Here is a 26,586-nt window from a genome sequence, read left to right as displayed (position 1 = left end):
ACAGGGCATATGGGGCCATGCGCATCTGGGGCAAGGCCGCCATCCTGGCCCTTGCCGTCGCAGGGCCGGTGGCCGCGCAGGATCGGCCGGTCAGCATCGTGGCACTGGGCGACAGCCTGACGCAAGGGTATGGGCTGATGGATGGGGACGGGTTCGTGCCGCAGTTGCAGGCCTGGCTGACGGATCGCGGGCATGCCGTGCGCATCGAGAACCATGGCGTGTCGGGCGATACCACGGCGGGCGGCCTGGCGCGGATCGGATGGGCTTTGGGCACAGGGGTCGACGCCATGATCGTGGCGCTGGGGGGCAACGACCTGTTGCGCGGCATCCCGCCCGAGGCGAGCCGCGCGAACCTTGCCGGGATTCTCGACGAGGCGGCGGCGCAAGGCATCGAGGTGCTGCTGGTGGGGTTGCGCGCGCCGGGCAACTACGGGCCTGAGTATCAACAGGCGTTCAACGCCATGTATCCCGAGTTGGCGCAGGAGTATGGCACGCTGTACGTCGAAAGCTTTCTCGCGCCCCTCAGCGCGGCGGCCGAAACCGATCCGAACGGCGCGCGCGCGGCCTATATGCAAAGCGATGGCATCCACCCGAATGCGCAGGGCGTTGCGGTGATCGTCGAGGCCCTTGGCCCGGAGGTTCAGGCATTGATCGAGCGGGTCAGCCCGCAATCGTGATTTCGGTCTCGTTCTCGAGGCAGCGCTCGAGCAGTGCGTCGGGCGGCTCCGCATTGGTCACCCAACGGTCGAGATTGGCAAGATTGGCGATGCGAACGGGGGCGTTCCGGGCCAGTTTGCTGTCGTCGGCGACCAGGATCGTGCTGCGTGCCTTGGACAGAAAAGCCCGGCTGACGCGCACCTCCTCCGGGTCGAAGTCCAGAAGCTCGCCATCCAGATCGACGCCCGAACAGCCGAGCACGGCAAGATCCGCCTTGAACTGGTTGATGGTCGCCGTCGCCCTTTCGCCAACAAGGCCGTTGTCGGCCCGGCGCAACCGCCCGCCGGACACGATCACCTCGGCCGAGGGGTGACCCGAGAGAATATGCGCGACGTTGAGGTTGTTGGTCACGACCAGAAGGTTGGACACATCGCGCAAGGCCCGTGCGACAGCTTCGGTCGTGGTGCCGATGTTGAGGAAAACGCAGGCGCCCGGCGGGATCAGGGCCGCGGCGGTGCGTCCGATCGCGTCCTTCGCACCGGCAGCGGTCCGACGGCGCTCTTCGTAACCGATATTCGTGATGCCGGAGGGCAGAACGGCGCCGCCATGCACGCGGTCGAGCAGACCCGCCTCGCACAGATCGGTCAAATCGCGGCGGATCGTCTGCACCGTAACCTCGAAGCGGGTCGCCAGGTCCTCGACATTGACTCGGCCGGATTCGCGGGCAGCGCGCAGGATATCATCTTGTCGGATCGAAATGGGCATGATCCTGCATCATATCGAAAGAAAGCGAGTATGAAAATTGACAAATCGAACATGAGATGAAAATAACTCGAACCACTGCGGACTCGACGCGCGAGGCCACCCATGAACGACCAGACCTACGACGTCTTTGTGATCGGCGGCGGCATCAATGGCTGTGGCATCGCTCGTGATGCGGCCGGGCGCGGCCTGTCGGTGTGCCTGGCCGAGATGGGCGACCTTGCCGGCGCGACCAGTTCGGCCTCGACCAAGCTGTTTCATGGCGGGCTGCGGTACCTCGAGTTTTTCGAGTTCGGCCTCGTGCGCCATGCCCTGGCCGAACGCGAGACGCTGCTGCGCGCGATGCCGCATATTTCCTGGCCCATGCGGTTTGTCCTGCCGTTGTCGCGCGACATGCGGTTCGATTCCGAGACGCCGACCTCGCGCATTCTGACCGCCATCATGCCGTGGATGAAGGGGCGGCGGCCCGACTGGCTGATCCGGATGGGGCTGTTTCTTTATGACCATCTGGGCGGGCGCAAGATTTTGCCCGGCACATCGACCTTGCGCCTGCAGGGGACGCCCGAGGGCAAGGGGCTCAAGCCGAAATTCGCAAAGGCCTTTGAATACTCGGATTGCTGGGTCGAGGATGCGCGCCTTGTCGTGCTGAACGCCCGCGATGCCCAGGCGCGTGGTGCAACGATCCTCACGCGGACACGGGTGATATCGGCCACGCGCGAGGGTGATCTGTGGCGCGTGACGGTCGAGCGGGAGGGCGTGCGGTCCGATCATCTGGCCCGCGCGCTGGTCAATGCCGGGGGGCCATGGGTGGCCGATATCGTGCGGAATGTGGCGCGGCAAAACTCCAGCGAAAACGTCCGCCTCGTGCGTGGCAGCCATATCTTGACGCGCCGCCTGTTCGACCACGACAAATGCTATTTCTTTCAGGGTTCGGACGGGCGCATCATCTTTGCCATCCCCTATGAGACGGATTTCACCCTGATCGGCACCACCGACCAGGAACATCACGGCGACGCGACCGAGGCCGTCTGCACACCCGAAGAGCGTGATTACCTGATCCGGTTCATCAACGACTACCTCGCCGATCCGATCAGCGCCGAGGATGTCGTCTGGACCTACTCTGGCGTGCGGCCCCTCTATGACGACGGGGCGAAAAGCGCCACGGCGGCGACGCGCGACTACGTGCTGTCGCTGGACGATGCGGGCGCGCCGATGCTGAACGTCTTTGGCGGCAAGATCACCACCTATCGCAAGTTGGCCGAGGATGCGCTGGCCAAGATCGCGCCCTTCTTTCCCAAGGCGGGCGGTGTCTGGACGGCGGGGGTGCCGCTGCCGGGTGGGGAATTCCCGGTCGACGGGGTGGCGCGGCTGGTGGCCGACCTGCGCGCGACGTATCCGTTCCTGACCGAGCGGTGGGCGCTGCGCCTGGTGCGCGCCTATGGGACCGAGGCGGCGCAGATCATGGGCGACGCGCAGAGTGCCGAGGATCTCGGGCGTGATTTCGGCGCGACCCTGACCAAGGCGGAGTTGCGCTGGCTGATGACGCGGGAATATGCCCAAGTGGCCGAGGACGTGGTCTGGCGGCGCTCGAAGCTGGGCCTGCGGTTGAGCGCCGCGCAGATCGCCGCCATCGACGCCTGGATGCGGACCGAGCGGCAGGCGAACGCCGCCGAATGACTTGCAGACCGGCCCATGGCCAGTAGGCTGATTATTCGTGACGACGAGGGGAGGCACGGCATGACGCAGGTTCTGGCGATCGACCAGGGAACGACTTCGACGCGGGCCATCGTCTTTGGTCCCGATCACCGGCCCGTGGACTCGTCCCAGCAGGAATTCACCCAGCATTTCCCGGCCTCGGGCTGGGTGGAACATGACGCGATGGAGATCTGGGACACGGTTTTGTCCACCGTGCGCGGCGCGTTGGACAAGGCCGGGACCAGCGCCGAAAAGATCGCCGCCATCGGCATCACCAACCAACGCGAAACGGTTGTCCTGTGGGACCGCGAGACCGGCCAGCCGGTGCATCGCGCCATCGTCTGGCAGGATCGGCGCACGGCGGCCATGACCGCCAAGCTGCGCGACGCCGGGCACGAGCCGATGGTGCAGGACAAGACCGGCCTGCTGCTCGACCCGTATTTCTCGGGCTCGAAACTGGCGTGGCTCTTGGAGAACGTCGACGGTGCGCGCGCAAAGGCCGAGGCAGGAAAGCTTGCCTTCGGCACGATCGACAGCTGGCTGATCTGGCATTTGACGGGCGGTCAGCGGCACGTAACCGATGCCACCAACGCGGCCCGCACACTCTTGTACAATATCCGCGAGGGGCAGTGGGACGAGGACATCCTGCGCCTTTTCGACATCCCGCGCGCCCTTCTGCCCGAGGTTTTGGATTGCGGGGCCGAGTTCGGCACGACCGACCCCGCGCTGTTCGGGGCCGGGATCGCGATTCGCGGGGTGGCGGGCGACCAGCAGGCCGCGACGCTGGGCCAGGCCTGTTTCCAACCGGGGATGCTGAAGTCGACCTATGGCACGGGCTGCTTTGCGCTGCTCAATACCGGCGACACGCTGGTCAGTTCGCAAAACCGGATGCTGGGCACCATCGCCTACCAGTTCGATGGCAGGCCGACCTACGCGCTGGAAGGGTCGATTTTCGTGGCCGGGGCGGTGGTGCAATGGCTGCGCGACGGGTTGCGGTGCATCGACGCCGCCGCCGACAGCCAGGCCCTGGCCGAGGCCGCCGATCCGTCGCAAACGATCTACCTCGTCCCCGCCTTCACCGGGCTGGGCGCGCCCTATTGGGACCCCGATTGCCGCGGCGCGATCTATGGTCTGACCCGCAACACCGGGCCGAACGAGATCGCGCGCGCCGCGCTGGAATCAGTCGGCTACCAGACCCGCGACCTGTGGCAGGCGATGGAGGCCGACTGGCAAGGCGCAGGCGGGGCCGAAAACGTGCTGCGCGTCGATGGCGGCATGACCGCCTCGGACTGGACGATGCAGTTTCTCGCCGACATCCTGGGGGCCGATGTGGACCGGCCCGAGGTTCTGGAGACAACGGCGCTTGGCGTGGCCTGGGTTGCGGGGATGCAGGCGGGCGTCTACCCCGGCTTCGACGCTTTCGCCGCGGATTGGGCGCTGGAGCGCACCTTCAAACCGCAGATGGACGCCGCTACGCGCGAGGCGCGTTATGCGGGCTGGAAAGACGCCGTGTCGCGCACGCTCAGCACCCGTGGCTGAGCGCGATACCCTCCGTGTCGCTCTGGCGCAGATGTGTTCGGCCGATACCCATGCCGAGAACATCGCCACCGTGACCGACCTGGCCGCGCGCGCGGCGGCCGAGGGGGCAGACCTGCTGTGCCTGCCCGAGGTGGCGGGGCTGATGAACCGCAACGCGGCTGTGGCCCGTGCCCAGGTCGTGCCGGCAGCCGATGATCCCTTTCTGCTGGCCTGCCGCGATCTGGCCGCCGCACATGGTGTGTGGATCCACGCGGGCTCGACCCCCGTTCTGGCGCCGGACGGGCGGTTTCTGAACCACTCGGCCGTCATCGACGACACCGGGGCGATCCGGGCGGCCTATGACAAGGTGCACCTGTTTGACGTGGCCATCGAGGGGCAGGCCCCCATCGGCGAGTCGAAGCGCTTTGCCCCCGGCGAGGCGGCGGTGATGCTGGACACGCCTTGGGGGGCTTGGGGTCTGTCGATCTGCTATGATCTGCGCTTTCCCCATTTCTATCGCCGCTACGCGCAGGCGGGCGCGTGCGTCCTTTTCATTCCCTCCGCCTTCACCGTTCCGACCGGCCGCGCGCATTGGGAGGTTCTGCTGCGTGCCCGCGCCATCGAGACCGGCGCCTTCGTTCTTGCCGCCGCACAGGCCGGCGCGCATGCGGACGGTCGCCAAACCTGGGGTCACGCCATGGCGGTCGACCCGTGGGGCGGGGTCCTGGCCGATCTCGGGCAAGAGGCGCCGCGCATGCAGATTGTCGATCTGGACCTGTCCCGCGTCACCGCCGCACGTGATCAGATCCCGTCGTTGAGAACCGGCCGCGATGTGCCCTTGCGGCGTGTCTGAGCCGGCAGCGCGATGGTTGCGGGCCGCGGCGTCGCGCGCCGCTCGGCACAGGATGCAAGGGGTGGTATACGCACCTGTCGCCACTGCTCCGACCCTGTTTCTTCGAGAGGAATTCCATGTCCAACCATGTCATCCCCGCACCGGCGCCTTGCGTGATCCCGACATCGGGCGGCGGCACATTTCCGGTGCGGCGTGTCTATTGCATCGGGCGCAACTTTGCCGCGCATGCTGTCGAGATGGGGCACGACCCGGATCGTGAGCCGCCTTTCTTCTTTCAGAAAAACCCGGAAAACCTGGATGCATCGGGCGAATTTCCCTATCCGCCACACAGCACCGATGTGCATCACGAGGTCGAGCTTTTGATCGCCTTGAAAACAGGTGGCCGCCAGATTCCCGTCAGCACCGCGCTGGACCATGTCTGGGGGTATGGCGTGGCGCTGGACATGACGCGGCGCGATCTTCAGGGCGCAGCCAAGAAAGCGGGCCGCCCGTGGGAAATCGGCAAGGCGTTCGAGCGGTCGGCGCCGGTCGGCGCTTTGCGCCCGGTGGCCGAGGTGGGGCACCCGGACCACGGGCGTATCGCCCTGACGGTGAATGGCGCGCTGCGGCAAGAGGGTGATCTGAACCAGATGATCTGGAAAGTGCCTGACATGATTGCCTACCTGTCGGACTATTTCGACCTTGCCCCCGGCGATGTGATCATGGGCGGCACGCCGTCGGGCGTTGGCGCGGTTCAGGCCGGCGACGAGATGGTGGCGCGCATCGACGGTCTGGGGGATTTGACGGTTCGGGTGATCTGATCCGGCGGCCGATCAGCCAAGGGCCATCGAACCGGGTGCCCCGAGTCATGTGCACCCTATGTTTCGGCGCAGCGCCGTGCGGGCAGGCCGGTTTCAAACAGCGAGACATCTTCTGACACATCTGTCGATCACCAGTTGGAATATCCACCGGGGGCGTGGCGAAGACGGCCGGATCGACGCCGCGCGCACGGCCGATGTGCTCTGCCATGAGGTTTTTGCGCGCCCTGCCGATATCCTTGTCCTGCAGGAGGCCGACGCGGAACACCCGCCGCATGGCGGCATCCTGGATCTGGCCGATGTCGAGATCCGCACCGGGTTGCGCCATGTTCATCGCGACCGGACCCGGCGCTGGGGCAATGACAGCCACGGTTTTCTTGGCGTCCTGTTCCTGGCCGGGGCGGGGGTCGAGGTCGAAGACCTGACGTTGCTGGATCTGCCGGGGCATTGCCATCGCGGTGCCGTCATTGCCGATATCCGAAAGGATGGATGCCCAATGCGCATCGTGGGAACGCATCTGTCGCTGTCGCAAGTCTTGCGGATCGTGCAGATGCGGACGCTGGGGCAGCATCTCTTGCGCCGAAGCGCCCGCCCGACCGTGCTGTGCGGTGACCTGAACGAATGGCGGCCATGGGGTGGCTTCGCCTTTTCGCGGGCCGTGCTGGGCGGGGCCTACACCGGGCCGGCGCCGCGCACCTTTCCGGTGCGGCGCCCGATACTGCCGCTGGACCGTGTTCTTGCTGGCGGCGGGGCGCGTGTGGTTGCGGCACAGGTTCTTGACGGGGCGGGCATCCGCATGGCGTCGGACCATCGGCCGCTGCATGCCAGGATCGAGGTCGCGGCATCGCGCTAGGTCAAACCCGGGGCGCCTAGACCCCCCCGTCGCGCGCCCGGGTCCAGCGATGGACCCAGACCGGGGGCGGGGTGCGGCCGCCGTCGTCTCGCAGGACGATCCGGATATCGGCGACCTCGGCCATGCCCGGTGTCAAAAGGAAAGTCAGGCGCGTGTCCTGCCCGCCCGGCAGGGCGAACAGGCTGATCCCGTCGATCTGCACCGGGCCTTGGCTGGTGATCTCGGGCGCAAGGCTGCCCGGCTGTCCGCTGATGTCGATCACATAGCGCCGTGCGCCTGGACGGTCGTGCTCGCGTCCACTGCGGCTTTGGAGGATCGCGCGACCCGGATGCGCGCTGGGCGCTGTGCGTGTCCATGCGATCGAATAGGAAAACCGGTGGACGCTGCCCGCCGCGAGCGGTGTTTCGGGCCGCCAGAAGGCGACGACATTGTCCATGAATTCGTCGCCGGTGGGGATTTCCACCAGGATCACCGCGCCGCGCCCCCAGGCCCCGGACGGGCGCACGACCGCCGATGGCCTGTCGTGATAGCGCGCCTCGGTATCCTCGAAATCGGCAAAGTCGCGGCGGGTCTGATAGAGGCCGAAGCTGACCGGCCCATCGTCGAGAAACGCCGATGCCTCGACCCGTGCAGGGTTCGAGATGGGGCGCCAAATGCGTTCGCCCGCGCCATTCTCGATCAAGAGCAGGTCGCTGTCATGGACACGCGGGCGAAAATCATCGCTGACCGAGGCGCGCAGCGGCCCCTTGAGATACATCGATGTCAGCGGCGCAACGCCGATATCGGCGATCTCGCGCCGCGGGAAAAGGGTGACGGCCATGTCGGTGACCGTGTCCTGACCCGGGCGCAGCGTCATATCGAGATGTCCCGCCAGCGAGGGGCTGTCGATCACCCCTTCGATCCGCAAGGTTGCGCCCCGGGCGGGATGCAGACGCAGGTGGGTAAAGCGCGGGAACTCTTCGGGGCCGGGGCGGCCGGTCCCCAGCGCCACGGTACGGGCCGACAGGCCATAGACCATCGCCTGCCCGATGGCGCGAAAATAACTCGCGCCCTGCATCACCAGCAATTCGTCCATCCGGTCCGCAGCGTTCAGCGGGTGACGCACCCGCAGGCCCGAAAACCCCGCGCCGGGGGCGGTCTGCGGGATGGTGCCGAAATACCGGTCGTCGAACGCGAACAGATCCGGCGCAAAGGCGATCTCCTGCGGGCCATTTCCGGTGTCGCGGTCGATGCGCACGGGATCGGGAAAGAACAGGCCGGGCGGCAGCAGATCGACCCTGAACTCGGCCCCATGATCCAGCATCGCCGCGCGGCCCGGAATCGGGCGGATGCCGCGATAGGCATCATAGCTCAGACCGGCGAACGGGGGCGGCAGGGGGGGCGATGCATCATCAAACGGGCGCGCGGCCAGCCGGCGTGCCGCATCCAGCAGGGTCGGCGCGGCGTCGGCCCTGACCGGGCGCGGCCGCAGAAGGCCCGCCGCTGCGACCCCGGCCATGAAACTGCGCCGTCGCATCAGGCCGGCGCATCCAGAACGCGCACGATCACGGGCGCGAGACACAAGGGAAGGGCCAGCGGCGCCAGCCAGAGGGCCGATGGGCCCGAGATGACCACGGCCGCGCCCACAAGGGCCCATCCGCCCATCGCTTCGGCAAAGCCGGGCAGGAGCGAAAACCGCGGCCCGTGCCCCGTTTTCCATCCGCAGTCGCGCCCCAGGCATACGGCAAAAACGGCCATGGCTTGCCGCAGCATCACAAGGGGGGCGATGACGCTGGAGGTGGCGAGTTCCCCGATCGTGGCCCGCAAGACGATTCTGCGGCGGCGCGATGTCCGGGCCGAACGCCACCAGCCCGCCAGCGCGCAGAGCTTCGGCAAGAGCAGCACCGCCGCCACCATCGCCAGTGGCAGCAGTCCAACCAAGGGCACGCCGCCAAAGGCCATCAATGCCACGAGGACCAGCCAGACGGGGGCCACCAGATAGCTGACCACGCCCATCACAAGGTGAAGGCGGCTGATAGGTGAAAGGCCCGGTTCGGCGATCAGGCGCAAGTGCTGCAGGTTGCCTTGGCACCAACGCCGGTCGCGTGCGTGAAAGGCGTGCAATTTCTGCGGGGCTTCTTCCGCGCTGCCGCCGGTGGCGGGATCGAGGGCCACCGCCCAGCCCGCGCGCCGGATCCACGCGGCCTCGATGAAATCGTGGCTGAGGATCGAGCCACCCCAAGGGGCCTTGCCCGGCAGAAGCGGCAAGGCGGTCGCGGCACGGAAGGCGGCGATCCGAATGATCGCATTATGCCCCCAGTAATTCCCGCTATCCCCTGTCCAGGCGGCAAAGCCGGGCCCGAATCCGCGCGACAGCAGTCGTGCGGCCACCCGCTGATGGCGGCCGAACCGGGTCTCTCCCGGTCTGAGGGCGATGCCTGCCTGCAAAAGCCCCAGATCGCCGCGCCGTTCCATCTGCGCGATCATGTGGCGGATACGCCGGGGTGTCATGCGGCTGTCTGCGTCGAGCACCAGCATATGATCGAAGGCCGAGCCGTGCCGTCCGACCCATTCAGCGATATTTCCAGGCTTTCGGCCCGTGTTCCGGGGCCGGCGCCGATAGGTCAGACGCCCTGCCGCGTGCAGGGGACGAAACGCGGCCTCTTCCACTTCGACAAGGTCGGGGCCTTGGGTATCGGACAGCACGAAAACCTCGGTCGCCGCGCCAAGTCCCGCGCGGATCAACCCCGCGCGCAGCGCATCGAGATGGGTGGCCAGAGGCTGCGGTTCCTCCTTGCAGATCGTCACCAGGATCGCCGTGCGGCTGGCAGGGCGCCATGTCTCGGGCGGCGTGGGTGACGGTTCAGCGGGTCGGATCAGCCCCAAAAGGGCCGTCGCCGCGCCGCCCGAAATCCACATCGCGGTCAGGGCCACCAGTGGCAGCGCGCCAAGGGCGGCCGGTGTCCATGCGGCGATACTGAACGCAAAGGCCAGAACGATGCCGAGCGTCAGCGCGACCGCCAAAGTGGCGGCCAGGGCACGCGGGCCATGCCAGCGGGGCCGCGCAATCGGCACCGTCAGGTGGGGTTCTGCAAGCGACATGGTGGGGCCTGCGCCTTTCCAATAGGGTCAACCGATCCCCGGTCACCCTTTCAGCTATCGCATGCATCCGACAGGACAAGGCACCTTAGCCACCGTGTTTGGCAAAGGGCGGCCACATGCGCGAAAATACGCCATCGCGGCGGATGATGCCGTGATAGGCAGCAGCCGCGATATGCGTTGCGATCAGCAGGGCGAGCGCGATCCCGCCGAAATAGTGAACCGTCTTCGCCACCTCGGCCAGCGCATCCGACCGTGGCACCAACGAGGGTACGCCCAGCCAGTCCAGCGTTTCGATGGGAAAGCCACCGGCCATCACGCGGATATAGCCGGCGATCGGCACCAGAAAGAGCAATGCGTAGAGCGCGACATGTGACACCCCGGCGGCGCGGTGCTGCCATGCCGGAAGATCGCCGGGCAGCGGCGCGGGCGGGTGACGCCAGCGATAGAGGGCGCGCAGCACGATCAGCAGGAGCAACACCACCCCGACGTTCTTGTGAAACAGGAATAGCGCATTCTGGACGGATCGCTCGATACCGGGCTGAACCATCGCCACGCCGGCCGGGATCATGCCGAGAACCAGGATGGCCATGGCCCAGTGAATCAGGCGCGCGGTGCGGCGATATCGCGTGTCGGGGTTGGGCACAGGACTACCTCGTCGTTGGGCATGAGCTAGGCTCCGCTTGTCGGCCTTCAAGTCCATGTATGGTGGGTTGACTGTTTCTGATGCGCGTTAGTTGATTATCCGATGGCATTTACACGCACTCATACTCACAGGCGCTGGCCCCACGGCTTACAGCACTTCATCAGCGTGCCGCTGGGGGAATGGGCCCTGTCGACATTCATGTTCGCAGGCGTGGTTGCCGCCCTGACGTTGGTCCCACTCGGGACCGATGTCGGCCCGAGCCTTGCGGCCCTGCTTGTGTTCGGCACGGGCGCGGTCATCGCAGGGCGGGCGCTGCAGCTGGGCTACCCGCACGCGCATTTGGGCCTGTGCAACGTCATCACCCTTTTTCGACTGGCTTTGACCGCTGCCCTTGTCGCGCCGCTTTTGATGGCGAGCGGGCCATCCTGGGCGGTCTTTGCCATCGCCTTGGTCGCCTTGAGCCTGGACGGGGTCGACGGATGGTTTGCGCGGCGGCAGGGGTATGTGTCGCGTTTTGGCGCGCGTTTCGACATGGAGGTCGACAGCCTGCTCGCGCTGGTCCTGGCCCTTGGTGCGGCGATATCGGGGGGGGTGGGTCCGCTTGCCATTCTCCTCGGCCTGCCACGCTATGCTTTTGCGTTGGGGGCGTGGCGCCTGTCCTGGATGCGCCGCGACCTGCCCGAACGACAAAGTCGCAAGACTGTCTGCGTCATCCAACTTGGCGTGTTGATCGCGCTTCAGGCTCCGATCGTGCCTTGGGGCCTTGCCGTGGTCCTGGTGGCTGTGGCTTCGGGCGCGCTTGTCTGGTCCTTCGCCCGCGACCTGATCTGGCTGTGGCGACGGCGCGGATGACGACGCTGGGTGCCCCCGTTCAGGCCGCCTCAGCCCCCCGGCAAACAGTGCGTTTGGTACTGGCGGGGCTCGTGCTGCATATGGTTCTGATCCAGCCCAACCACCCCGCTGCGATGACATGGGCCGCCTTGTTGGTCTTTCCGCTTGAATTGCCGGCCATCCTGCTGGGGCTGATCGCCATGCCGCGTCGGGGATGGGGGCGGCTGTTGCGCGCCGCGCTCGTGGTGGTTCTCACGCTGATCGCGGTGCTGAAGGCGGCGGATTTCGCGATGTTCGTCGCGCTTGGGCGCGGTTTCAACCCGGTGGCGGACCTCGCCTTGATTGAGGCGGCGTTCCGGCTGAGCACCGGGGCGATCGGGCTGTTGCCCAGCATCGCCGCTGCATGCGCCGCCCTGATCGCGGTGGTCGGTGTGGGGCGTGCCCTGTGGTGGGCGACCGGGGTCTGGGCAGGTATCGCGCCGCCGTCGCATATGGCCAAGGGGCTGGCTGTGGCCGGGATCCTGTGCGCCGGTGTGGCTGTGGCCGAGATTGGACATGCCATGGGGCGCTGGACCCTGACGCTCCCGCCGCCGGGGGCGGCCTTTACCGCCCGCGTGGGCGTCGAGCGGGTTCAGATGGCCCGTGCGACGCTGGCGGATCTGCGCGCCTTCGAGGCCGCGGCTGCAAACGACCCCTATGCCGGGCGCGATACCCTGCTGCGCGGTATCGACCGGGACGTTCTGGTCGTGTTCGTCGAAAGCTATGGCCGCACAAGCCTCGACACGCCCTTTTATACCGACACCCATCTGGCCACGTTGCGCCGCGCGCAGGACCGTCTTGCTGCACAAGGCCTTTCCATGCGGTCGGGGTTTCTTGCGGCCCCCACACGCGGCGGGCAAAGCTGGCTCAGCCATGCTACCTTTGCCAACGGCCTCTGGATTGCGGATCAGACAAGTTACGGTGCCGTGCTGGCCAGTGGCCGGCAGTCGCTGTTTCATCTCGCCTCGGAGGCGGGGTTTCGAACCGCCGCGGTGATGCCACAGATCACGTTGGATTGGCCCGAGGCCGCGTTGATGGGCTTCGAAACCGTTCTGGCCGCCGAGGATCTGGGATATGCGGGACTGCCGTTCAACTGGGTGACGATGCCCGATCAGTTCACCTTCGCCGCGCTGGATCGCCTGCTGCGCGATGGCCGCGATGACCGGCCGCTTTTCGCGCAACTTGCGCTTGGCTCGTCGCACGCGCCCTGGGTGCCGGTGCCAGACCTCGTCGCCTGGGACGAGATTGGAGACGGGACGGTCTTCAACGCCATGGCCCTGTCCGGCGACCCGCCCGAAGTTGTCTGGCGCGACCGCGACCGGGTGCGGGATCAATATCGCCAGGCCGTCGACTATGCGCTGCGCGTCGTCTTCGACTATGTGGCCCGCCATGCCGACACCCCTCCGCTGATCTTCGTGATCGGCGATCATCAGGCGGCCGGTTTCGTCGCCCTGGATGACCGCCCCGATGTGCCGGTCCATGTGATCGGGCCCGACCATCTGGTGGCCGAGACCGCGCTGTGGGGCTGGTCCGAGGGTCTGATCCCCGATGCCGAGACCGAGGTTCGGTCGATGGCCGACATGCGCAATCTGATCCTGGACTCCTATTCCCATCCGCCGCGACCGGGGGGCGGCAGTTGAGCGGTGTGCGCCTGCATATCCCCCGTTGGGTCGTCAGGCTGTTGCAGGGTCTGGTGGCGGTCGGCCTGCTTGCGCTGTTGTGGAGGGCGGCCGACGGGCCGGATGCCGCCCGCCGCCTCGCTACCGCGGATTGGCGGTGGCTCGCCCTCGGGTTTCTTGCCCTCAGCGCGCAGACGCTTTTGTCGGCGTTGCGTTGGCGGCTGACCGCCCGCCAACTGGGTATCGCACTGGGCAAGGCGCAGGCCATATCCGAGTATTATCTGTCGCAGATCGTGAACCAGTCGCTGCCGGGCGGCGTGATCGGCGATGCCGGTCGCGCGCTGCGCTCGCGCGGGCAGGCGGGGTTGATGGCTGCAGGGCAGGCGGTGGTGTTCGAGCGTCTTGCCGGTCAAATCGCGATGTTCCTCATGCTGGCCACCGCGTTTGTTGCCACGCTGGTGGTTCCGGGCGGGTTGGATTGGCCGCGCTGGCTGGCCTGGCCGGTGGCGATCTTTCTGGCGTGCGGGGCGTGCCTGCCGCTGCTGGCCATGGCGGCGACGCATCTGCCCGGGGCTGCGGGTCGCAGCGGGCGCAGCCTTTGGCAGGCCCTTCACAGGGCGCTGGCCGCCCGTGGGGCGCTGTTGGGTCAGGTCCTGCTGAGCGTTGGGACGACCGTTTGCAATCTGGCTGCCTTTGCCTTCTGCGCGCGCGCGGTCGGGATCGACCTTGGGCTTGCGGCGATTGCGGCGCTGGTGCCTCTGATCCTGTTCACGATGCTCGTGCCGATCTCGATCTCGGGCTGGGGTCTGCGCGAAGGCGCGGCGGCCGCGCTTTTTCCGCTGGCCGGCGCCACGGCAAGCGGTGGTCTGGCCACCAGCGTCGCTTTCGGCCTGACCTTTGCCGCCGCCGTGCTGCCGGGGTTTCTGATGCTGCTGCTCGGACCGCGGGCAAAGCGGTGGAAAACCGGGCAAGAGCGTACGGAGGACCCCAACGGGACGATGCGACGCGCTTAACCGGGTTGTTTCTGATCAGCCCGCCTTTAGCCTTGGGTCATCACGCGAAAAGGACATGACCATGCGACCGACCTTGACCCGAAGAACCCTGCTCGGCACGGGGGCCGCGGCCCTTGGTGCCGGAACGCTTGGCCTGAGCACGCGCCCCGCGCTGGCGCAAACAGCCGTCAGCCTGCAGCTTTCATGGCTCCACTCGGCGCAGTTCGCGGGCAGCTACATCGCGCTGGATCGCGGATTGTGGTCGGAAAACGGGCTTGCGGTTTCGCTATTGCCCGGCGGGCCGAACGCGCCGGTCGAGCCGCCCGTCGTCTCGGGGTCGGCGCTGGTCGGGATTTCCGCCGCCGACTACACGGCCGCCGCCGTCGAACAGGGGGCCCCGTTCAAGATTCTGGGCGTGGCGATGCAGAAGAACCCGTTTGTCGTCGCATCGCTACCGGCCAACCCGGTGAACGAGCCCGCCGATCTGGTGGGCAAACGCATCGGCATGGCGTTGGCGAATACACCGGTTCTGCAGGCGCTGTGCACGCTGAACGGCGTCGATATCGACGGGATCGAGATCGTGCCGACGCAGTATTCGGCGCAGCCGCTCTTGGCCGGAGAGGTCGATTGCCTGCTGTGCTGGGAAACCGACCTGCCCGTGGCGATGGCGATGCAGGGCGTCGAAAGCCTGACGATGCTGATGGCCGACCACGGCTATGCCGTGCATTCGCAGACATACATCGCGACCGAAGACAGCCTTGCCAACCGCCGGTCGGACCTGGTCGCGCTGATGTCGGGCGAGGTGCGGGGATGGGAAGCCTATCGCGAAGACACCGACGCGGCGGCGGAACTGACCCTCGAGATGTATCCCGATGCCGGTCTCGATCTCGAGACACAAAAGCTTCAGGCCGCCCGACAGGTGCCGCTGATGTTCTCCGATCTGACCGATGCCAATGGCTTTGGCTGGTGGACCGATAACACCGTGGCCGCGAATATCGAGACCCTTGCGCTTCTGGGCCGGACGGTCACCCCAGACCTGTGGGATCGCTCGATCCTCGAAGAGGTCCATGGCACCTGACGTCACGCCCCCCGCCCGAGGTCATCTGCACCTCGCTGGCCAAGACCTTCGCCGGGGGAACCGAAGCGGTGCGCCCGGTCGATCTGACCTTTTCGGCGGGCCGGACGACGGCGCTGGTCGGCCCGTCGGGCTGTGGCAAGTCGACCCTTCTGCGCATGATCGCCGGCCTGGAAACGCCAAGCGCGGGGGCGATCGAAATCGGGGGCGAGCCGCCCTCGCAAACGCTTCGAAAGGCGGGGCTTTCGGTCGCGTTTCAGGATCCGTCGCTGCTGCCGTGGCGCAGCGTGCGCGGAAACATCGAGCTTGCGCTGGGGCTTGCGCGGCGCAGGCCGGGGCCCGACGAGGTCGATCAACTCATCACGCTGGTGGGGCTGGACGGGTTCGGCGATGCCCGTCCCGCGGAACTGTCGGGCGGCATGCGTCAACGCGCGGCCATTGCGCGTGCGCTGGCCACGCGACCCGGCCTGTTGCTGTTGGATGAACCCTTTGGCGCGGTCGATGAACTGACCCGGACCCAGTTGGCGCAGGATCTGCCCCGCATCTGGGAGGCGCGAGGCACCACCACGATCCTCGTGACCCATTCCGTCAGCGAGGCGGTGCATCTGTCCGACCGGGTGATCGTCCTGTCGCCGCGCCCGGCCGAGATCGTCGATGACATTGCCATCGACCTGCCCCGTCCCCGCCCCGAGACTGCAACGCGCAGTGACGAGGCCGCGGCCCTGGTTGATCGTGTCTTTGCGGGTCTGGCCAAGGGGATGGCCATGGATCGCCCGACGCTGGCTGCGCAATGACACAGGCGGCGCGCGTGCGGGTCCCACCGGCGGGGGTGCGACCGGGCGGGTCTGTCAGGTATGGCCCCATGATCGGGGTTGCCCTGATCCTCGCCGGGTGGGAACTGGCCGCGCGGCTCTTGACCGAAGCCTATGTGCTGGCCGCGCCGACGGAGGTCACCGCCTACCTGATAGACGACTGGGCCCTGATGTTGCGCGCGCTTGGCGTGACGCTGGGCAATGCGGCCGCCGGGTTCGTCCTTGGCAACCTTGCGGCCTTGCTTCTGGCGGGGATCGCCCTGGTCTGGCCGCGATCCGAGCGCGTGATTACCGGGCTGGCCCTGTTGGTGTTCTGTTTGCCGCTGGTGGCCACGGGCCCGATCCTGCGCGTCCTTTTCGGCCCGGGTCCGGGGCCGCAAATCGTGCTGGCGGCGCTGGCGGTGTATTACACGACGCTGATCCCCCTGTTGGTAGGCTTGCGCGCCGCCCCCGAGAGCTGGTTCGACCTTGTCCGCAGCTACGGGCGCGGGCGCATGGCGGCGCTTGTGCATGTGCGGGCCATGGCGGCGCTGCCCTATCTTTTCGCGGGGCTGCAGATCGCGGCGCCGGCGGCGTTTCTGGGGGCCATGGTCGGCGAGTTCACCGGCGCCGAGCGCGGCAGTGGGGGTCTTGACGATCCGGGCCATCCGGGCGCTGGATGTCGAGATGACCTGGGGGCTGGCGACAGTGGCGACGGCGGTGTCGATCCTGGCCTATGTCGCCATCGGCGCGCTGGCCCGCCGCGTTTTGCTGGATGCCCCCCCGGTGATCCTGGCGGCCCCGTCGTCCACCGGTCGGCGTTCGGCTGTGTGGCTGGATTCGCTTCTCGTGCCGGGCTTGGCCCTTGGGGCCTGGGCGGGGACGATCTGGCTATTCGATCTGAATCCGTTCTTTGCGAAGGGGCCGGGCGATGTCTTGGCCGCCCTCGTTTCGGCCCCGGACGCGGGGGAGACGCGCGCGACCATCGCCACCGCCTTGGGCGAGACGGCGCTCTTTCTCTTGCCCGGTTATTTTGCCGGCCTCGTGGCGGGTGCGGCCTTGGCGATGCTGCTGGTTCTCGTGCCGTCGCTGGCCGGAACGGCCATGCCGCTGGCCATCGCGTTGCGCTCGGTTCCCATTGTCACGACGGCGCCGCTCGTGGTGCTGTTGATCGGGCGTGGCGCACTGGGAACCATCGTTCTGGTGGCGGTCATGGTTTTCTTCCCGACCTTCGTTGCCTGCCTGCAAGGCCTGCGGCAAGCGCCGGGCCAGATCATGGCGGTGCTCGACAGTTACGCGGCGGGGCCTGTCACGCGTCTGATCCGCGTGCGTGTTCCGGCCATGCTGCCGGCCTTTTTCGCATCCGCGCGGATGGCCGTCCCGGCCTCGGTGCTTGCGGTCACGGTGGTTGAATGGCTGGCTACGGGATCGGGGATCGGCAGCCTGATGGCTCTGTCGGCCTCGCTATCCGACTATGACATGCTGTGGTCGTCGGTGGTGTTGGTCGCGGTGCTCTCGGCGCTCAGCTATCTTGCCGTCGGGTGGGTCGAGCGGCGCATTCTGGCGCGCTATGCCCCGGAGCAGCTGGCATGACCCTGCGGCGCGCGGCCTTTGCGATTCCGGGCGACCTTTCGACCCCGACCGGCGGGTATATCTATGAACGCCGCCTGCTGGAGGGGTTGCGCGCACAGGGGCGCGACATGCGCTATCTCAAGCTCGGCCCCTCGTTCCCCGACGCGACGCCAAAGGACATGGCCGACGCGATCGCGCAACTGGCCAGCCTCGAACCCGACCGGGCGGTGATCCTGGACGGGTTCATTTCGGCCACGCTCGAGACGCGGGCCCTGGCCGCGCTGCATGTCCCTAGCTTGGCGATGGTGCATCATCCCCTCGCGCTGGAGTCGGGGCTGGATCAGGCGCGCCGCGACCATCTCTACCGGCTGGAACGGGCCAACCTGGCCCATGTCAGCCATGTCCTGGTTCCCAGCCCGGCCACGGCCGCCATGCTAGTCGCCTCCTACGGCGTGACAGCCGAGCGCATCACCATCGCCCGCCCGGGCACCGACCGACCGACCCACCCCCGCGCGCCGGTCTCGCCGCCGCTGATCCTGTCGGTCGGCATTCAGCATCCGCGCAAGGGGCATGACATCCTGCTCAAGGCGCTGGCGCGGCTAACGCATCTGGAATGGACCGCCGTGATCGCGGGAAAGGTCTATGATGCGGACCACGCGGAAGAGCTGGCGCGCCTGCATCGGGATCTCGGCCTTTCCGGGCGCGTCCGGCTGGCAGGCTACGTGTCGGATGCGGACCTTGCCGCGCTATATGCGTCGGCCTCGGTGTTCGCCCTTGCGACCCGCTACGAGGGGTATGGGCTGGTCTTTGACGAGGCGCTGGTGAACGGCCTGCCGATCGTCAGTTGCCAAACCGGCGCGGTGCCCGACACGGTCCCCGCAGATGCCGGCCGCCTTGTCCCCACCGATGACGCGCAAGCCTTCGCCGACGCATTGGCGGGCCTGCTGGAAAGTGAGACCACCTATGCCCGCTGCGCCCAGGCGGCCAGGGCCGCGGGGCAGACGCTGCCCGATTGGGCGGACACGGCAGAAACGGTTGGCCGCGTGATCGACCGGATCTGAGACGAAGGCCCCATGGGATGCACCGTTAAGCGGCATGCCGTCCACTTCATCGATGGTCAGCGAGGCAAGTTCGACGGCCTCGGTGACTTCGGGCAGATCGCCCATGGTGCCACCATTGGCCTCGGTCGATGATGCATCGGCCGTCCTTTCGCTGTCGGTCATGCGGGTGTCGTCGTCAGCGCCTGCATCGGCTTGTGCGAACTCATCGTTGACTTTGCCTTCGATGGCCTCACCCGCGGTATCGGCCGCCGTCGCGACGCCTTCGGCACTTTGCTCCAAGGTGTTTTCGGCTTCGGCCAGTTCGGAAACCATGCCGTCATCGCCGTTCATCGGCATCGCACCATCTGCGTTGGCCTCGTCGAAATCCTCGCCAGCTTCACCGGACCGGCGGATCGTCACCGTCGGGTCACCCACCGACGTGAACTCGATCGTCGGTTCGCCCGCTTGTGTGAAGTTCAGCTGCGGTTCGGCGCGTTCATAGTTGATGGTCGGCTCTGCGCGGCTGATGGTGACGTTCGCGTCGTCTTCGTCACCAGCTTCTTCCATGCGGATGATCGGCTCCGCGCGAGCCACGCCTACGTTGGCCTCTTCTTTCGGCATTTCGCGGGTTTCGCCCATGGCGAAACCTTCGCCGGTGGTACGGTCTTCGACCTTGCCCCCCCACGAGGTTTCGGGGGCTTCCGCGATCTGCAACTCAAGATCGATCGAGGGCGAGCCTTGGGTGACTTTAACCGTCACGTCTGCATGACGCATTTCGATCTGCGGCTCGGCATTGGCCACGTCGACGCCGGGTTCGGGCATGGTGATGACGATTTCCGGTGCCGGCTGCGCCATCTCGATGAACACTGTGGCAGGCTGTTCCCGCACGGTGATCTGCGCGGCCTATTCCGTTACATCAACCGAGGGCTGACCGCACGTGACCATCACTTCGGGCAAGGTGGTCTCTCTCTCTCTCTCTCTCTCTCGTTGCGGGAGCCTGCTAAACGGCAGGTCGGCAGATGTGGTTCCATCGCTCGGGTCGGGCCATGTCCTGACGTCCCCGCCCCGCGTCACGGACAACCACCGACAAAGGCCAGTTGGACATGGGTTGACGCGCGGTCCCAACGTCATTTCGTAGTCCGGATTGATGATGAACACATGTAAACGGAACGGGCATTGGCCGAGAGCGTTAACGTCAGGAAACCGGGACCGGGTGTGCGGTGGCAAAAGCGCTGCGCCGGTCGGACCCACGCCTGTCATCCTGCCCTCAGCGGCCAACTGATCCTGCCCATGCGACTGATCCACACCCTCATTTACAAGCTCGATTCCGCGTTCGGCAGACACCGGGCCAGAACACCCGGCGCCATCGACCCTCATATCGGCTATGCCACCGAGACCGGGATCGTTCTGCGCGGCCGGGTTCTTGCGCGGGAGCCGAAGCGCGTTCGAACAGGCAAGTCCGGACGTTTGGGCAACCTGCGCGCGATGGTGGGGCTTTTCCGCACGAAAGAGGTGTCCGCGGTTACCGTGGCTTGCGGCGGTCGAACGACGGTCACTGACGAGGAAGGGTATTTCAGTCTGACCGTGCCCCGCGACCATGCTGCCGGCTGGCATACGGCCAGCGTTGCGCTGCCCGACGGGACCGAGACGCCCTGTCCCTTTTTCGTCCCCGACCCGGACGCGCCTGCCATTCTGATCAGCGATATCGACGACACCGTCCTTGAAACCGGGGCATGGTCCCTGTTTCGGAACCTCTGGACGACGTTCACCGGCAACGTCGAGACGCGGCGCATTTACCGCGATGCGGTTGATGTCTACACCAAGCTGCGCAAGGCCGCGAACATCCCCGTTTTCTTTGTCAGTTCCTCGCCGTGGAACATTCACGGGTTTCTGCTTGCCATTTTCGAACGCACAGGCCTGCCCAGGGGGCCTCTCTTCCTGCGCGATTTCGGCGTCGACCGGGACAAATTCATCACCGCCGGTCACGGCGATCACAAAGGCAATGCGATTGACCTGATCCTGCAAGCCAATCCCGGATGCCCGGCGGTCCTTGCCGGCGATACGGGGCAGGAGGATGCCCGCATTTATCGCGCCGCAATCGCGCGGTACCCTGGGCGCATCAAAGCCGTGATTTTGCGCACGCCAAAGCCGGGGGTCGATCCCCGAACCGAAAGAGACCTTGACGCGCTGCGCGCCACGGGCGTTCCGGTCTTCGCCGGGCGCGACTTCACCGCATTTGGAACGGAGTTGCAGCGATCGCTGCGTGACCAACCCGTGCCTGCGGGCAATCGTCATCGCCGGCGCTAGAAAAAGTACGCGCTTGTCACGCCTACGGGGACGAGGGGGCGCAAGCCCCAGCGCGGCCATATCGGTGGTAGGCGCCAGCATGGCGGGGTGAATGATGCCCGAGGGCAGGGCCTTCGGAAGACCGATACAGCGACCGGGCGCGAGTTCGGGCGGGGCAAATCTCCGAGCCTTCGGTCGATCCGAGGCCCTTGGCCGCCGCGCCTTGCGCGTCCCCCGAGGGCGCAGGACGCGGTGTTCGATTGCAGCGGCTCAACACCCTGCGCAGGGGGCGAAGCCAGCCCAGGGAAGGCGAAATCAAGCCTTGTCGCGACGTGTTGTCCTGATACGCTTTTTCGATGGATGATACTTTCCCCATCGTCGGGATCGGCGCATCGGCCGGCGGGCTCGAGGCGTTGCAGTTACTTGTCCGGGCGATTCCGACGGACAGCGGCCTGGCTTATGTCATCGTCCAGCACCTCGCGCCCGAGCATCCGTCGATCATGGACAAGCTGCTGGGCGAACATACCGCCATTCCCGTCACCCGCATCGAAGACGGCGAGCCGGTTGAACCCGACCATATCTATGTCATTCCGCCGGGTCCGTTCCTGACGATCGAAGGCGGAAGGTTCCGGCTTGAGGATCATGGCCGCGAAACCGGGGTCCGCACGCCGATCAATCGGTTTTTCACGTCGCTCGCCCATGAATGCGGACGCGATGCCTTTGCGGTGGTTCTGTCGGGGACCGGGTCGGACGGCACGCTGGGGGTGCGGGCAATCAAGATGGCGGGCGGCGTCGCGATTGTTCAGGAGAGCCAAAGCGCGCGCTTTCCCGGCATGCCGGACAGCGCGGCGGCGACAGGACTGGTGGACCTGATCCTGCCGCCCGACGCGATGCCCGCCCGAATTCTCGATATCCTCGATCACAGGCGCGGCCTGATCGGCGCGTCGTCGGGCGAGTCGATGCAGGACAGGATCGACCAGCGTCTGTCCGATGTTCTGGCCGCGCTCGATCCCGAGGCTGCGCACGGGTTCGAGAACTACAAGACACCGACACTGGTCCGCCGCGTCCTGCGCCGGATGAGCCTTTTGCGCATGTCCGGCGTCGACGCCTATATCGACCTGCTGCGCAACGATGCCGGCGAAGCCGATACGCTGCGCAACGATTTCCTGATCGGCGTCACAGAGTTCTTCCGCGATCCCGAGGTCTACGCCGCCGTCGAAAGAGAGGTCGTCGCGCGCCTTGTGGCCGCCGACGAGAAGGGCGACACGATCCGCGTCTGGGTGCCGGGTTGCGCCACCGGCGAAGAGGCCTACTCGCTGGCCATGCTGCTGGTCGAAGAGATGGAGCGCACGGGTTTGCACCGCGCGTGCCAGGTCTTTGGCACCGATATCGACATGACCGCGCTGCGCCATGCGCGGTCGGGCATATACAGCGCCGCGGCGGTTTCTCACCTGTCCGACGAGCGGCGAAAACGCTTCTTCCACGAGGACAGCGGCAGCTTCACGATCCTGCCGGCGCTGCGCGAGATGTGCATCTTCGCCCCGCATGACATCCTGAGCGATCCGCCGTTTTCCCGGCTCGACATGATCTCGTGCCGCAACGTGATGATCTATCTGACGGGCGACGCGCAGCACGGGATCCTGCCGCGGTTTCACTATGGGCTTCGGCCCGGGGGCTACCTGCTGCTGGGGCCATCGGAATCGCTTGGCCGCAACGACGGGCTGTTCGATACGGTGGATCGAAACGCGCGGCTGTTCCAGCGCAACGATCGCGCGCGGCCAGGCTACTCGGTTCTGAGCAACGGGGCGGCGCGCCCGCCGAAACCGGCGCTCGAACGGGCCACGCCCGCAGAGGCGTGGGGCGTTGCCGCGCCCGGCTTGAACGATGCGTCGAACCTCGAAACCCAGGCCGAGCAGGCCTTTCTGACCCATGCCGCCGCGCCGTTCGCCGTGATCGATGCGCAAGGTACGATGCTTTACCTGTCGGAGGGGATGACGCGCTACGTTCGGCCTACGCGCGGCAGGCCCGATATGGGTGTCGACAGTTTCCTCGACCGGGCCCTACGGCTGCCCGTGCAGGCGGCCCTGGCGGAGGCGCGCGATACCGGGCAAGCGGCCGAAGTGCATAACGTCGTGATCGAGATCGATGGAGAACGCTTGTTGTTCGACGTGGTCGCCACGCCGATGCCCGACGCAGGCGGTGCGACGCTTGTCGTTCTGCAAGAGGTTCGCCTCCGCGACAGCGCGGATATCGTGCCGACCGAGGACCGGGCCGCCGATGCGGAATATGTCGAGCGCAAGCTGGACCTCGCGAACCGTCAACTTGCCATGATGGAACGGGAATACTCGGGCACCGAGCAGCAGCTGCGCAGTGCCAACGAGGAACTCCTTTCGATGAACGAGGAGCTGCAAAGCTCGAACGAGGAGCTCGAGACCAGCCGTGAGGAATTGCAGTCGATCAACGAGGAGCTCGAGACGATCAATGCCGAGTTGACCGAGAACAACCGGCAGCTGTCGCGCGCCAACAGCGACATGCGCAACCTTCTTGAAAGCACCGATATCGCGACCCTGTTCCTCGATCCGCAGCGAAGGGTGCGTTTGTTCACGCCCAAGCTTACCGAACTGTACGGTATCCGCGAACGTGATATCGGGCGCCCGATCGCGGATCTGGCAACGCGGATTTCGTACCCCGAACTGGCCGAGGATTCCGAGCAGGTGATGCAGACGCTGCAACCCGTCGAGCGTGAGGCGGAGGTGGCGGTCACCGGCCAGATCTTCGCGGTCAGCGTGCGTCCCTATCGCACCATCGACGACCGTATCGATGGAACGGTGATCACCTTCATCGACGTGACCGCCCGGCGCCGCGGCGAACGCCAGCTGGAAGAAAACGCACGGATCCTGCGCGAGCAGTTTGCCGAGTTGGAGACGCTCTATGACAGCATTCCGGTCGGCCTGTCGTTGGTTGATCGCGATCTGCGGTACTTGCGGATCAATCCGTCTCTGGCCGAGATCAACGGCTTTCCGCCCGCCGACCATATCGGCAAGCGGCAGGAAGACCTGATCCCCGATATCGATCAGCGCGTTCGCGACCTCCAGCATCAAGTCCTTGAAACCGGCACACCGGTGCGCGGCCTCGAGGTAACCGGGCAAACGCCCAGTCAGCCGGGGGTGGAGCGGACCTGGCTGGTCGATTTCTACCCGGTGTTCGACGACGGATATATCTTTGCCGTCGGGTCCTGCGTGATTGAAGTCACCGAGCAACGCGCACTGGAACTGAAGGCCGCGCGCGCTGCCGCCGCGGTCATCGAAAGCGAGGCGCGCCTCAAACGGCTATTCGACAACGTGCCGGTCCTGATTTCGATGCATGAGGGGCCCGATCACGTCTATGTCTATTCCAACCCGGCCAATGATGCGATGATCGGGCAATTGAAGCCCATCGGCAAACCGTTCGCAGAGGTGTTCGGTACCGAAACGTCCAAGTACATCCTGCGCGCCCTCGACGAGGTCTTCGAAACAGGCAAGCCGGTCACGCGCGACGAGGTACACAGCGAGCGCTTGGACGAAGACGGCAATCCGACGGGCGAAACGGTGCAATTTTTCCACTCGGCCGTACCCTATTTCGACGACGAGCAGCGCGTCCTTGGCGTGATGAGCTTTGCCTATGACATCACCGAACACGTCGAAGCGCGAAAGCAGGTCGAGGACATCGCCATACGTCTGACCGAAAGCGAGGCGCGCATGGCACGGCTGTTCGACCATGCGCCGGCGATCATCTCGATCTTCGAAGGGCCGGAGTTCCGATATTCCTACGTGAACCCCGAACACGACCGCGCAACCGGCAAGGCCGGCGATACCCTGATCGGCCGCCCCCTGCGCGAGGCGATGCCGAAACTGGCCGGGCAGGGCATCATGGAACGATACGAGCAGGTCTACGAAACCGCCAAGGCGCAGGTCACCGATGAACTGGCCGCACAGGTCGACGGCCCCGGGGGCAGGACGACCTACTACAAGCAGATCATCGAACCGTGGTATCAGGGCGACGGCTCGGTCGGCGGGGTCATGTCGTTCAACTACGACATCACCGAGCTGGTCGAGGCGCGCGAGAGCGTTCGGACGGGCGAGCGGCGGTTGCGGACGATCCAGGACAGCCTGCGGTCCTTTGTCGGGCTGCTCGATACCGAGGGCACCCTTTTGGAGGTCAACGAACTGGCCCTGACACGGGCCGGGTTGCACCGGGACGATGTCATCGGCAAGCCGTTCTGGGATTGCTACTGGTGGGGCCATGACGCCGACTTGCAGGCGCGGTTGCGCGGCTGGTTCGACGCTGCCCTGTCCGGCGAAACGATCCGCGAGGAATGCCAGGTGCGCATGGCCGAGGGTGTGCTGATCACCATCGACTTCAACTTGATGCCGTCGCGCGACGAGACCGGCCGCGTCGTCGAGGTGATCCCTTCGGGGATCGATGTGACCGACTGGCGCGCCGCGGAGGAACGCAAGGACACGCTTTTGGGCGAGTTGCAGCACCGAGTGAAGAACTCGCTGGCGACGGTGCAGTCCATCATGCGGTTCAGCGCCCGCACCGCGGCCACCAAGGAGGTGCTGATCGAAAGCCTGCAGGACCGGCTGGCCGCAATTTCGCGGACGCATGATGCGCTGACCCGCAGCGATTGGTCGGGCAAATCGCTGCACGAAATCATCTCGGAAGAAGTCGCGCCCTATGCCGACGCAGTATCCGAACGACTGCGGATTGACGGCCCCGATGTTCTTTTGCCGCCCGATATGGCGCTGTCTGTCGGCCTCGCGATCCACGAAATGACCACCAACGCCGCGAAATACGGGGCGCTTTCGGCGGCATCGGGAACTGTTTTCGTGACCACCGAGGCGGAAAACGGACGTCTGACATCGCTCGAGTGGCGTGAACGGGGCGGACCGCCGGTAAACAAGCCTGAAACCAAGGGGTTCGGGTCGTTCCTCCTTGAACGCGTTCTGACAAACGATTTGGAGTCGACGGTGGATATGCAGTATGCTCCCGATGGGTTGCGATGCAGGATAGCCTTCGATCACGAGCGGGAGCAGTAGTCTGATGTCTTTGCGGCGCAAGGTTTTGATCGTCGAAGACGAGATTCTCGTCGGCATGGACCTTGCGATGTCGATCGAGGATGCAGGGTTCGTGGTGTCGGGGCCTTACAAATCGTCCGCCAAGGCCTTGGCTGCGCTCGAGGCGGACGAACCGGATCTTGCGGTTCTGGACCTGAACCTTGGGCGTGACGAGACCAGCGAAAAGGTCGCCGAGCGGCTGGAGCAGTTGGGCCGCCCGTTCGTGTTTTTGACGGGCTACAGCGCCGCGTCCCATCCCGTCACGCGGCGCTTCCCGCGCGCGCAATGCCTGTCGAAGCCGGTGCGGATGGACGCGGTGACCGCCTTCTTGCGCCAGGCGTATTGACGCCCGTCACGCGGCGCGCATCAGGACCAATGCTTACTGC

General features: G+C 66.1%; 19 protein-coding genes and 1 pseudogene. 16 read left to right on the top strand and 4 right to left on the bottom strand.

What is annotated here, in order from left to right; translation table 11 throughout:
• The first annotated feature begins 17 nt into the window (after positions 1-17).
• Positions 18-677 (top strand): arylesterase, encoded by a 660-nt coding sequence (locus ROSELON_RS02620; RefSeq protein WP_025310894.1) that lies wholly within the window; start codon positions 18-20, stop codon positions 675-677.
• On the opposite strand, the gene ROSELON_RS02615 is transcribed toward ROSELON_RS02620, so the two are convergent.
• The gene (locus ROSELON_RS02615; protein WP_025310893.1) at positions 661-1,422 is read right to left on the bottom strand and encodes a DeoR/GlpR family DNA-binding transcription regulator; all 762 of its coding nucleotides are present in this window, start codon (positions 1,420-1,422) and stop codon (positions 661-663) included. The genes ROSELON_RS02620 and ROSELON_RS02615 overlap by 17 nt on opposite strands.
• A gap of 102 nt (positions 1,423-1,524) precedes the next feature.
• Between ROSELON_RS02615 and glpD the strand changes: the two genes are divergently transcribed.
• From glpD to ROSELON_RS02590, 5 genes are all read left to right on the top strand, one after another.
• The gene (gene glpD / locus ROSELON_RS02610) at positions 1,525-3,096 is read left to right on the top strand and encodes a glycerol-3-phosphate dehydrogenase (protein WP_025310892.1); all 1,572 of its coding nucleotides are present in this window, start codon (positions 1,525-1,527) and stop codon (positions 3,094-3,096) included.
• Between the two features lie 60 nt (positions 3,097-3,156).
• Entirely contained in the window at positions 3,157-4,653 is a 1,497-nt protein-coding gene (glpK, locus tag ROSELON_RS02605) for a glycerol kinase GlpK (protein WP_025310891.1), read from the top strand.
• Entirely contained in the window at positions 4,646-5,485 is an 840-nt protein-coding gene (locus tag ROSELON_RS02600) for a carbon-nitrogen hydrolase family protein (RefSeq protein ID WP_025310890.1), read from the top strand. Before glpK ends, ROSELON_RS02600 begins: the two co-directional genes overlap by 8 nt.
• A 116-nt stretch (positions 5,486-5,601) precedes the next feature.
• A complete protein-coding gene (locus tag ROSELON_RS02595; protein ID WP_025310889.1) occupies positions 5,602-6,285 on the top strand; it encodes a fumarylacetoacetate hydrolase family protein in 684 nt (227 codons plus the stop codon).
• 58 nt (positions 6,286-6,343) lie between these two features.
• Positions 6,344-7,135, top strand: coding sequence for an endonuclease/exonuclease/phosphatase family protein (locus ROSELON_RS02590; protein WP_025310888.1), 792 nt, complete (start codon positions 6,344-6,346; stop codon positions 7,133-7,135).
• Positions 7,136-7,151: 16 nt separating this feature from the next.
• On the opposite strand, the gene ROSELON_RS02585 is transcribed toward ROSELON_RS02590, so the two are convergent.
• The 3 genes from ROSELON_RS02585 to ROSELON_RS02575 form a co-directional block, all read right to left on the bottom strand.
• The gene (locus tag ROSELON_RS02585; RefSeq protein WP_025310887.1) at positions 7,152-8,651 is read right to left on the bottom strand and encodes a glucan biosynthesis protein; all 1,500 of its coding nucleotides are present in this window, start codon (positions 8,649-8,651) and stop codon (positions 7,152-7,154) included.
• Positions 8,651-10,216: a glucans biosynthesis glucosyltransferase MdoH gene (gene mdoH, locus ROSELON_RS02580; RefSeq protein ID WP_025310886.1), complete on the bottom strand. Its 1,566-nt coding sequence runs from the start codon at positions 10,214-10,216 to the stop codon at positions 8,651-8,653. The genes ROSELON_RS02585 and mdoH overlap by 1 nt, the downstream gene beginning before the upstream one ends.
• A gap of 85 nt (positions 10,217-10,301) precedes the next feature.
• Entirely contained in the window at positions 10,302-10,859 is a 558-nt protein-coding gene (locus ROSELON_RS02575; protein ID WP_025310885.1) for a cytochrome b, read from the bottom strand.
• Positions 10,860-11,057: 198 nt separating this feature from the next.
• Here ROSELON_RS02575 and ROSELON_RS02570 point away from each other — a divergent pair, with 198 nt between their 5' ends.
• The 10 genes and pseudogenes from ROSELON_RS02570 (at position 11,058) to ROSELON_RS02520 (ending at position 26,546) form a co-directional block, all read left to right on the top strand.
• Positions 11,058-11,711 (top strand): CDP-alcohol phosphatidyltransferase family protein, encoded by a 654-nt coding sequence (locus ROSELON_RS02570; RefSeq protein WP_245605403.1) that lies wholly within the window; start codon positions 11,058-11,060, stop codon positions 11,709-11,711.
• 80 nt (positions 11,712-11,791) lie between these two features.
• Entirely contained in the window at positions 11,792-13,369 is a 1,578-nt protein-coding gene (locus ROSELON_RS02565; protein WP_245605441.1) for a sulfatase-like hydrolase/transferase, read from the top strand.
• A 5-nt stretch (positions 13,370-13,374) separates the two neighbouring features.
• Positions 13,375-14,361: a lysylphosphatidylglycerol synthase transmembrane domain-containing protein gene (locus ROSELON_RS02560; RefSeq protein WP_084613610.1), complete on the top strand. Its 987-nt coding sequence runs from the start codon at positions 13,375-13,377 to the stop codon at positions 14,359-14,361.
• 55 nt (positions 14,362-14,416) lie between these two features.
• On the top strand, positions 14,417-15,418 hold the full coding sequence (locus ROSELON_RS02555) for an ABC transporter substrate-binding protein (protein ID WP_025310881.1): 1,002 nt from the start codon (positions 14,417-14,419) through the stop codon (positions 15,416-15,418).
• Entirely contained in the window at positions 15,379-16,209 is an 831-nt protein-coding gene (locus tag ROSELON_RS02550) for an ABC transporter ATP-binding protein (RefSeq protein ID WP_025310880.1), read from the top strand. The genes ROSELON_RS02555 and ROSELON_RS02550 overlap by 40 nt, the downstream gene beginning before the upstream one ends.
• A 68-nt stretch (positions 16,210-16,277) precedes the next feature.
• A pseudogene (locus ROSELON_RS19155) lies at positions 16,278-17,799 on the top strand (ABC transporter permease).
• Entirely contained in the window at positions 17,796-18,839 is a 1,044-nt protein-coding gene (locus tag ROSELON_RS02540) for a glycosyltransferase family 4 protein (RefSeq protein WP_025310879.1), read from the top strand. Before ROSELON_RS19155 ends, ROSELON_RS02540 begins: the two are co-directional and overlap by 4 nt.
• A gap of 1,269 nt (positions 18,840-20,108) precedes the next feature.
• Positions 20,109-21,125 carry an App1 family protein gene (locus ROSELON_RS02530; RefSeq protein WP_025310877.1) on the top strand — a complete coding sequence of 339 codons (1,017 nt, stop codon included), beginning with the start codon at positions 20,109-20,111 and terminating at the stop codon, positions 21,123-21,125.
• 335 nt (positions 21,126-21,460) lie between these two features.
• Positions 21,461-26,182, top strand: a complete 4,722-nt coding sequence (locus ROSELON_RS17290) for a PAS domain-containing protein (RefSeq protein ID WP_025310876.1) — start codon at positions 21,461-21,463, stop codon at positions 26,180-26,182.
• 4 nt (positions 26,183-26,186) lie between these two features.
• Positions 26,187-26,546, top strand: a complete 360-nt coding sequence (locus ROSELON_RS02520; RefSeq protein WP_025310875.1) for a response regulator — start codon at positions 26,187-26,189, stop codon at positions 26,544-26,546.
• Positions 26,547-26,586 lie beyond the last annotated feature (40 nt).

Origin of the sequence: Roseibacterium elongatum DSM 19469 (assembly GCF_000590925.1) — a bacterium.
GTDB classification, from domain to species: Bacteria; Pseudomonadota; Alphaproteobacteria; order Rhodobacterales; family Rhodobacteraceae; genus Roseibacterium; species Roseibacterium elongatum.
The sequence above is the reverse complement of the archived record's forward strand: the minus strand, read 5'-3'. Positions and strand labels throughout refer to the sequence as shown.

What these genes read in the sequence shown, in the direction of transcription:
- ROSELON_RS02620 (WP_025310894.1), top strand. Translation starts at nt 18, where the DNA reads ATGCGCATCTGGGGCAAGGCCGCCATCCTGGCCCTTGCCGTCGCAGGG.
- ROSELON_RS02615 (WP_025310893.1), bottom strand. Translation starts at nt 1,422, where the DNA reads ATGCCCATTTCGATCCGACAAGATGATATCCTGCGCGCTGCCCGCGAA.
- glpD (WP_025310892.1), top strand. Translation starts at nt 1,525, where the DNA reads ATGAACGACCAGACCTACGACGTCTTTGTGATCGGCGGCGGCATCAAT.
- glpK (WP_025310891.1), top strand. Translation starts at nt 3,157, where the DNA reads ATGACGCAGGTTCTGGCGATCGACCAGGGAACGACTTCGACGCGGGCC.
- ROSELON_RS02595 (WP_025310889.1), top strand. Translation starts at nt 5,602, where the DNA reads ATGTCCAACCATGTCATCCCCGCACCGGCGCCTTGCGTGATCCCGACA.
- ROSELON_RS02590 (WP_025310888.1), top strand. Translation starts at nt 6,344, where the DNA reads ATGTTTCGGCGCAGCGCCGTGCGGGCAGGCCGGTTTCAAACAGCGAGA.
- ROSELON_RS02585 (WP_025310887.1), bottom strand. Translation starts at nt 8,651, where the DNA reads ATGCGACGGCGCAGTTTCATGGCCGGGGTCGCAGCGGCGGGCCTTCTG.
- mdoH (WP_025310886.1), bottom strand. Translation starts at nt 10,216, where the DNA reads ATGTCGCTTGCAGAACCCCACCTGACGGTGCCGATTGCGCGGCCCCGC.
- ROSELON_RS02570 (WP_245605403.1), top strand. Translation starts at nt 11,058, where the DNA reads ATGTTCGCAGGCGTGGTTGCCGCCCTGACGTTGGTCCCACTCGGGACC.
- ROSELON_RS02565 (WP_245605441.1), top strand. Translation starts at nt 11,792, where the DNA reads ATGGTTCTGATCCAGCCCAACCACCCCGCTGCGATGACATGGGCCGCC.
- ROSELON_RS02555 (WP_025310881.1), top strand. Translation starts at nt 14,417, where the DNA reads ATGACCATGCGACCGACCTTGACCCGAAGAACCCTGCTCGGCACGGGG.
- ROSELON_RS02540 (WP_025310879.1), top strand. Translation starts at nt 17,796, where the DNA reads ATGACCCTGCGGCGCGCGGCCTTTGCGATTCCGGGCGACCTTTCGACC.
- ROSELON_RS02530 (WP_025310877.1), top strand. Translation starts at nt 20,109, where the DNA reads ATGCGACTGATCCACACCCTCATTTACAAGCTCGATTCCGCGTTCGGC.
- ROSELON_RS17290 (WP_025310876.1), top strand. Translation starts at nt 21,461, where the DNA reads ATGGATGATACTTTCCCCATCGTCGGGATCGGCGCATCGGCCGGCGGG.
- ROSELON_RS02520 (WP_025310875.1), top strand. Translation starts at nt 26,187, where the DNA reads ATGTCTTTGCGGCGCAAGGTTTTGATCGTCGAAGACGAGATTCTCGTC.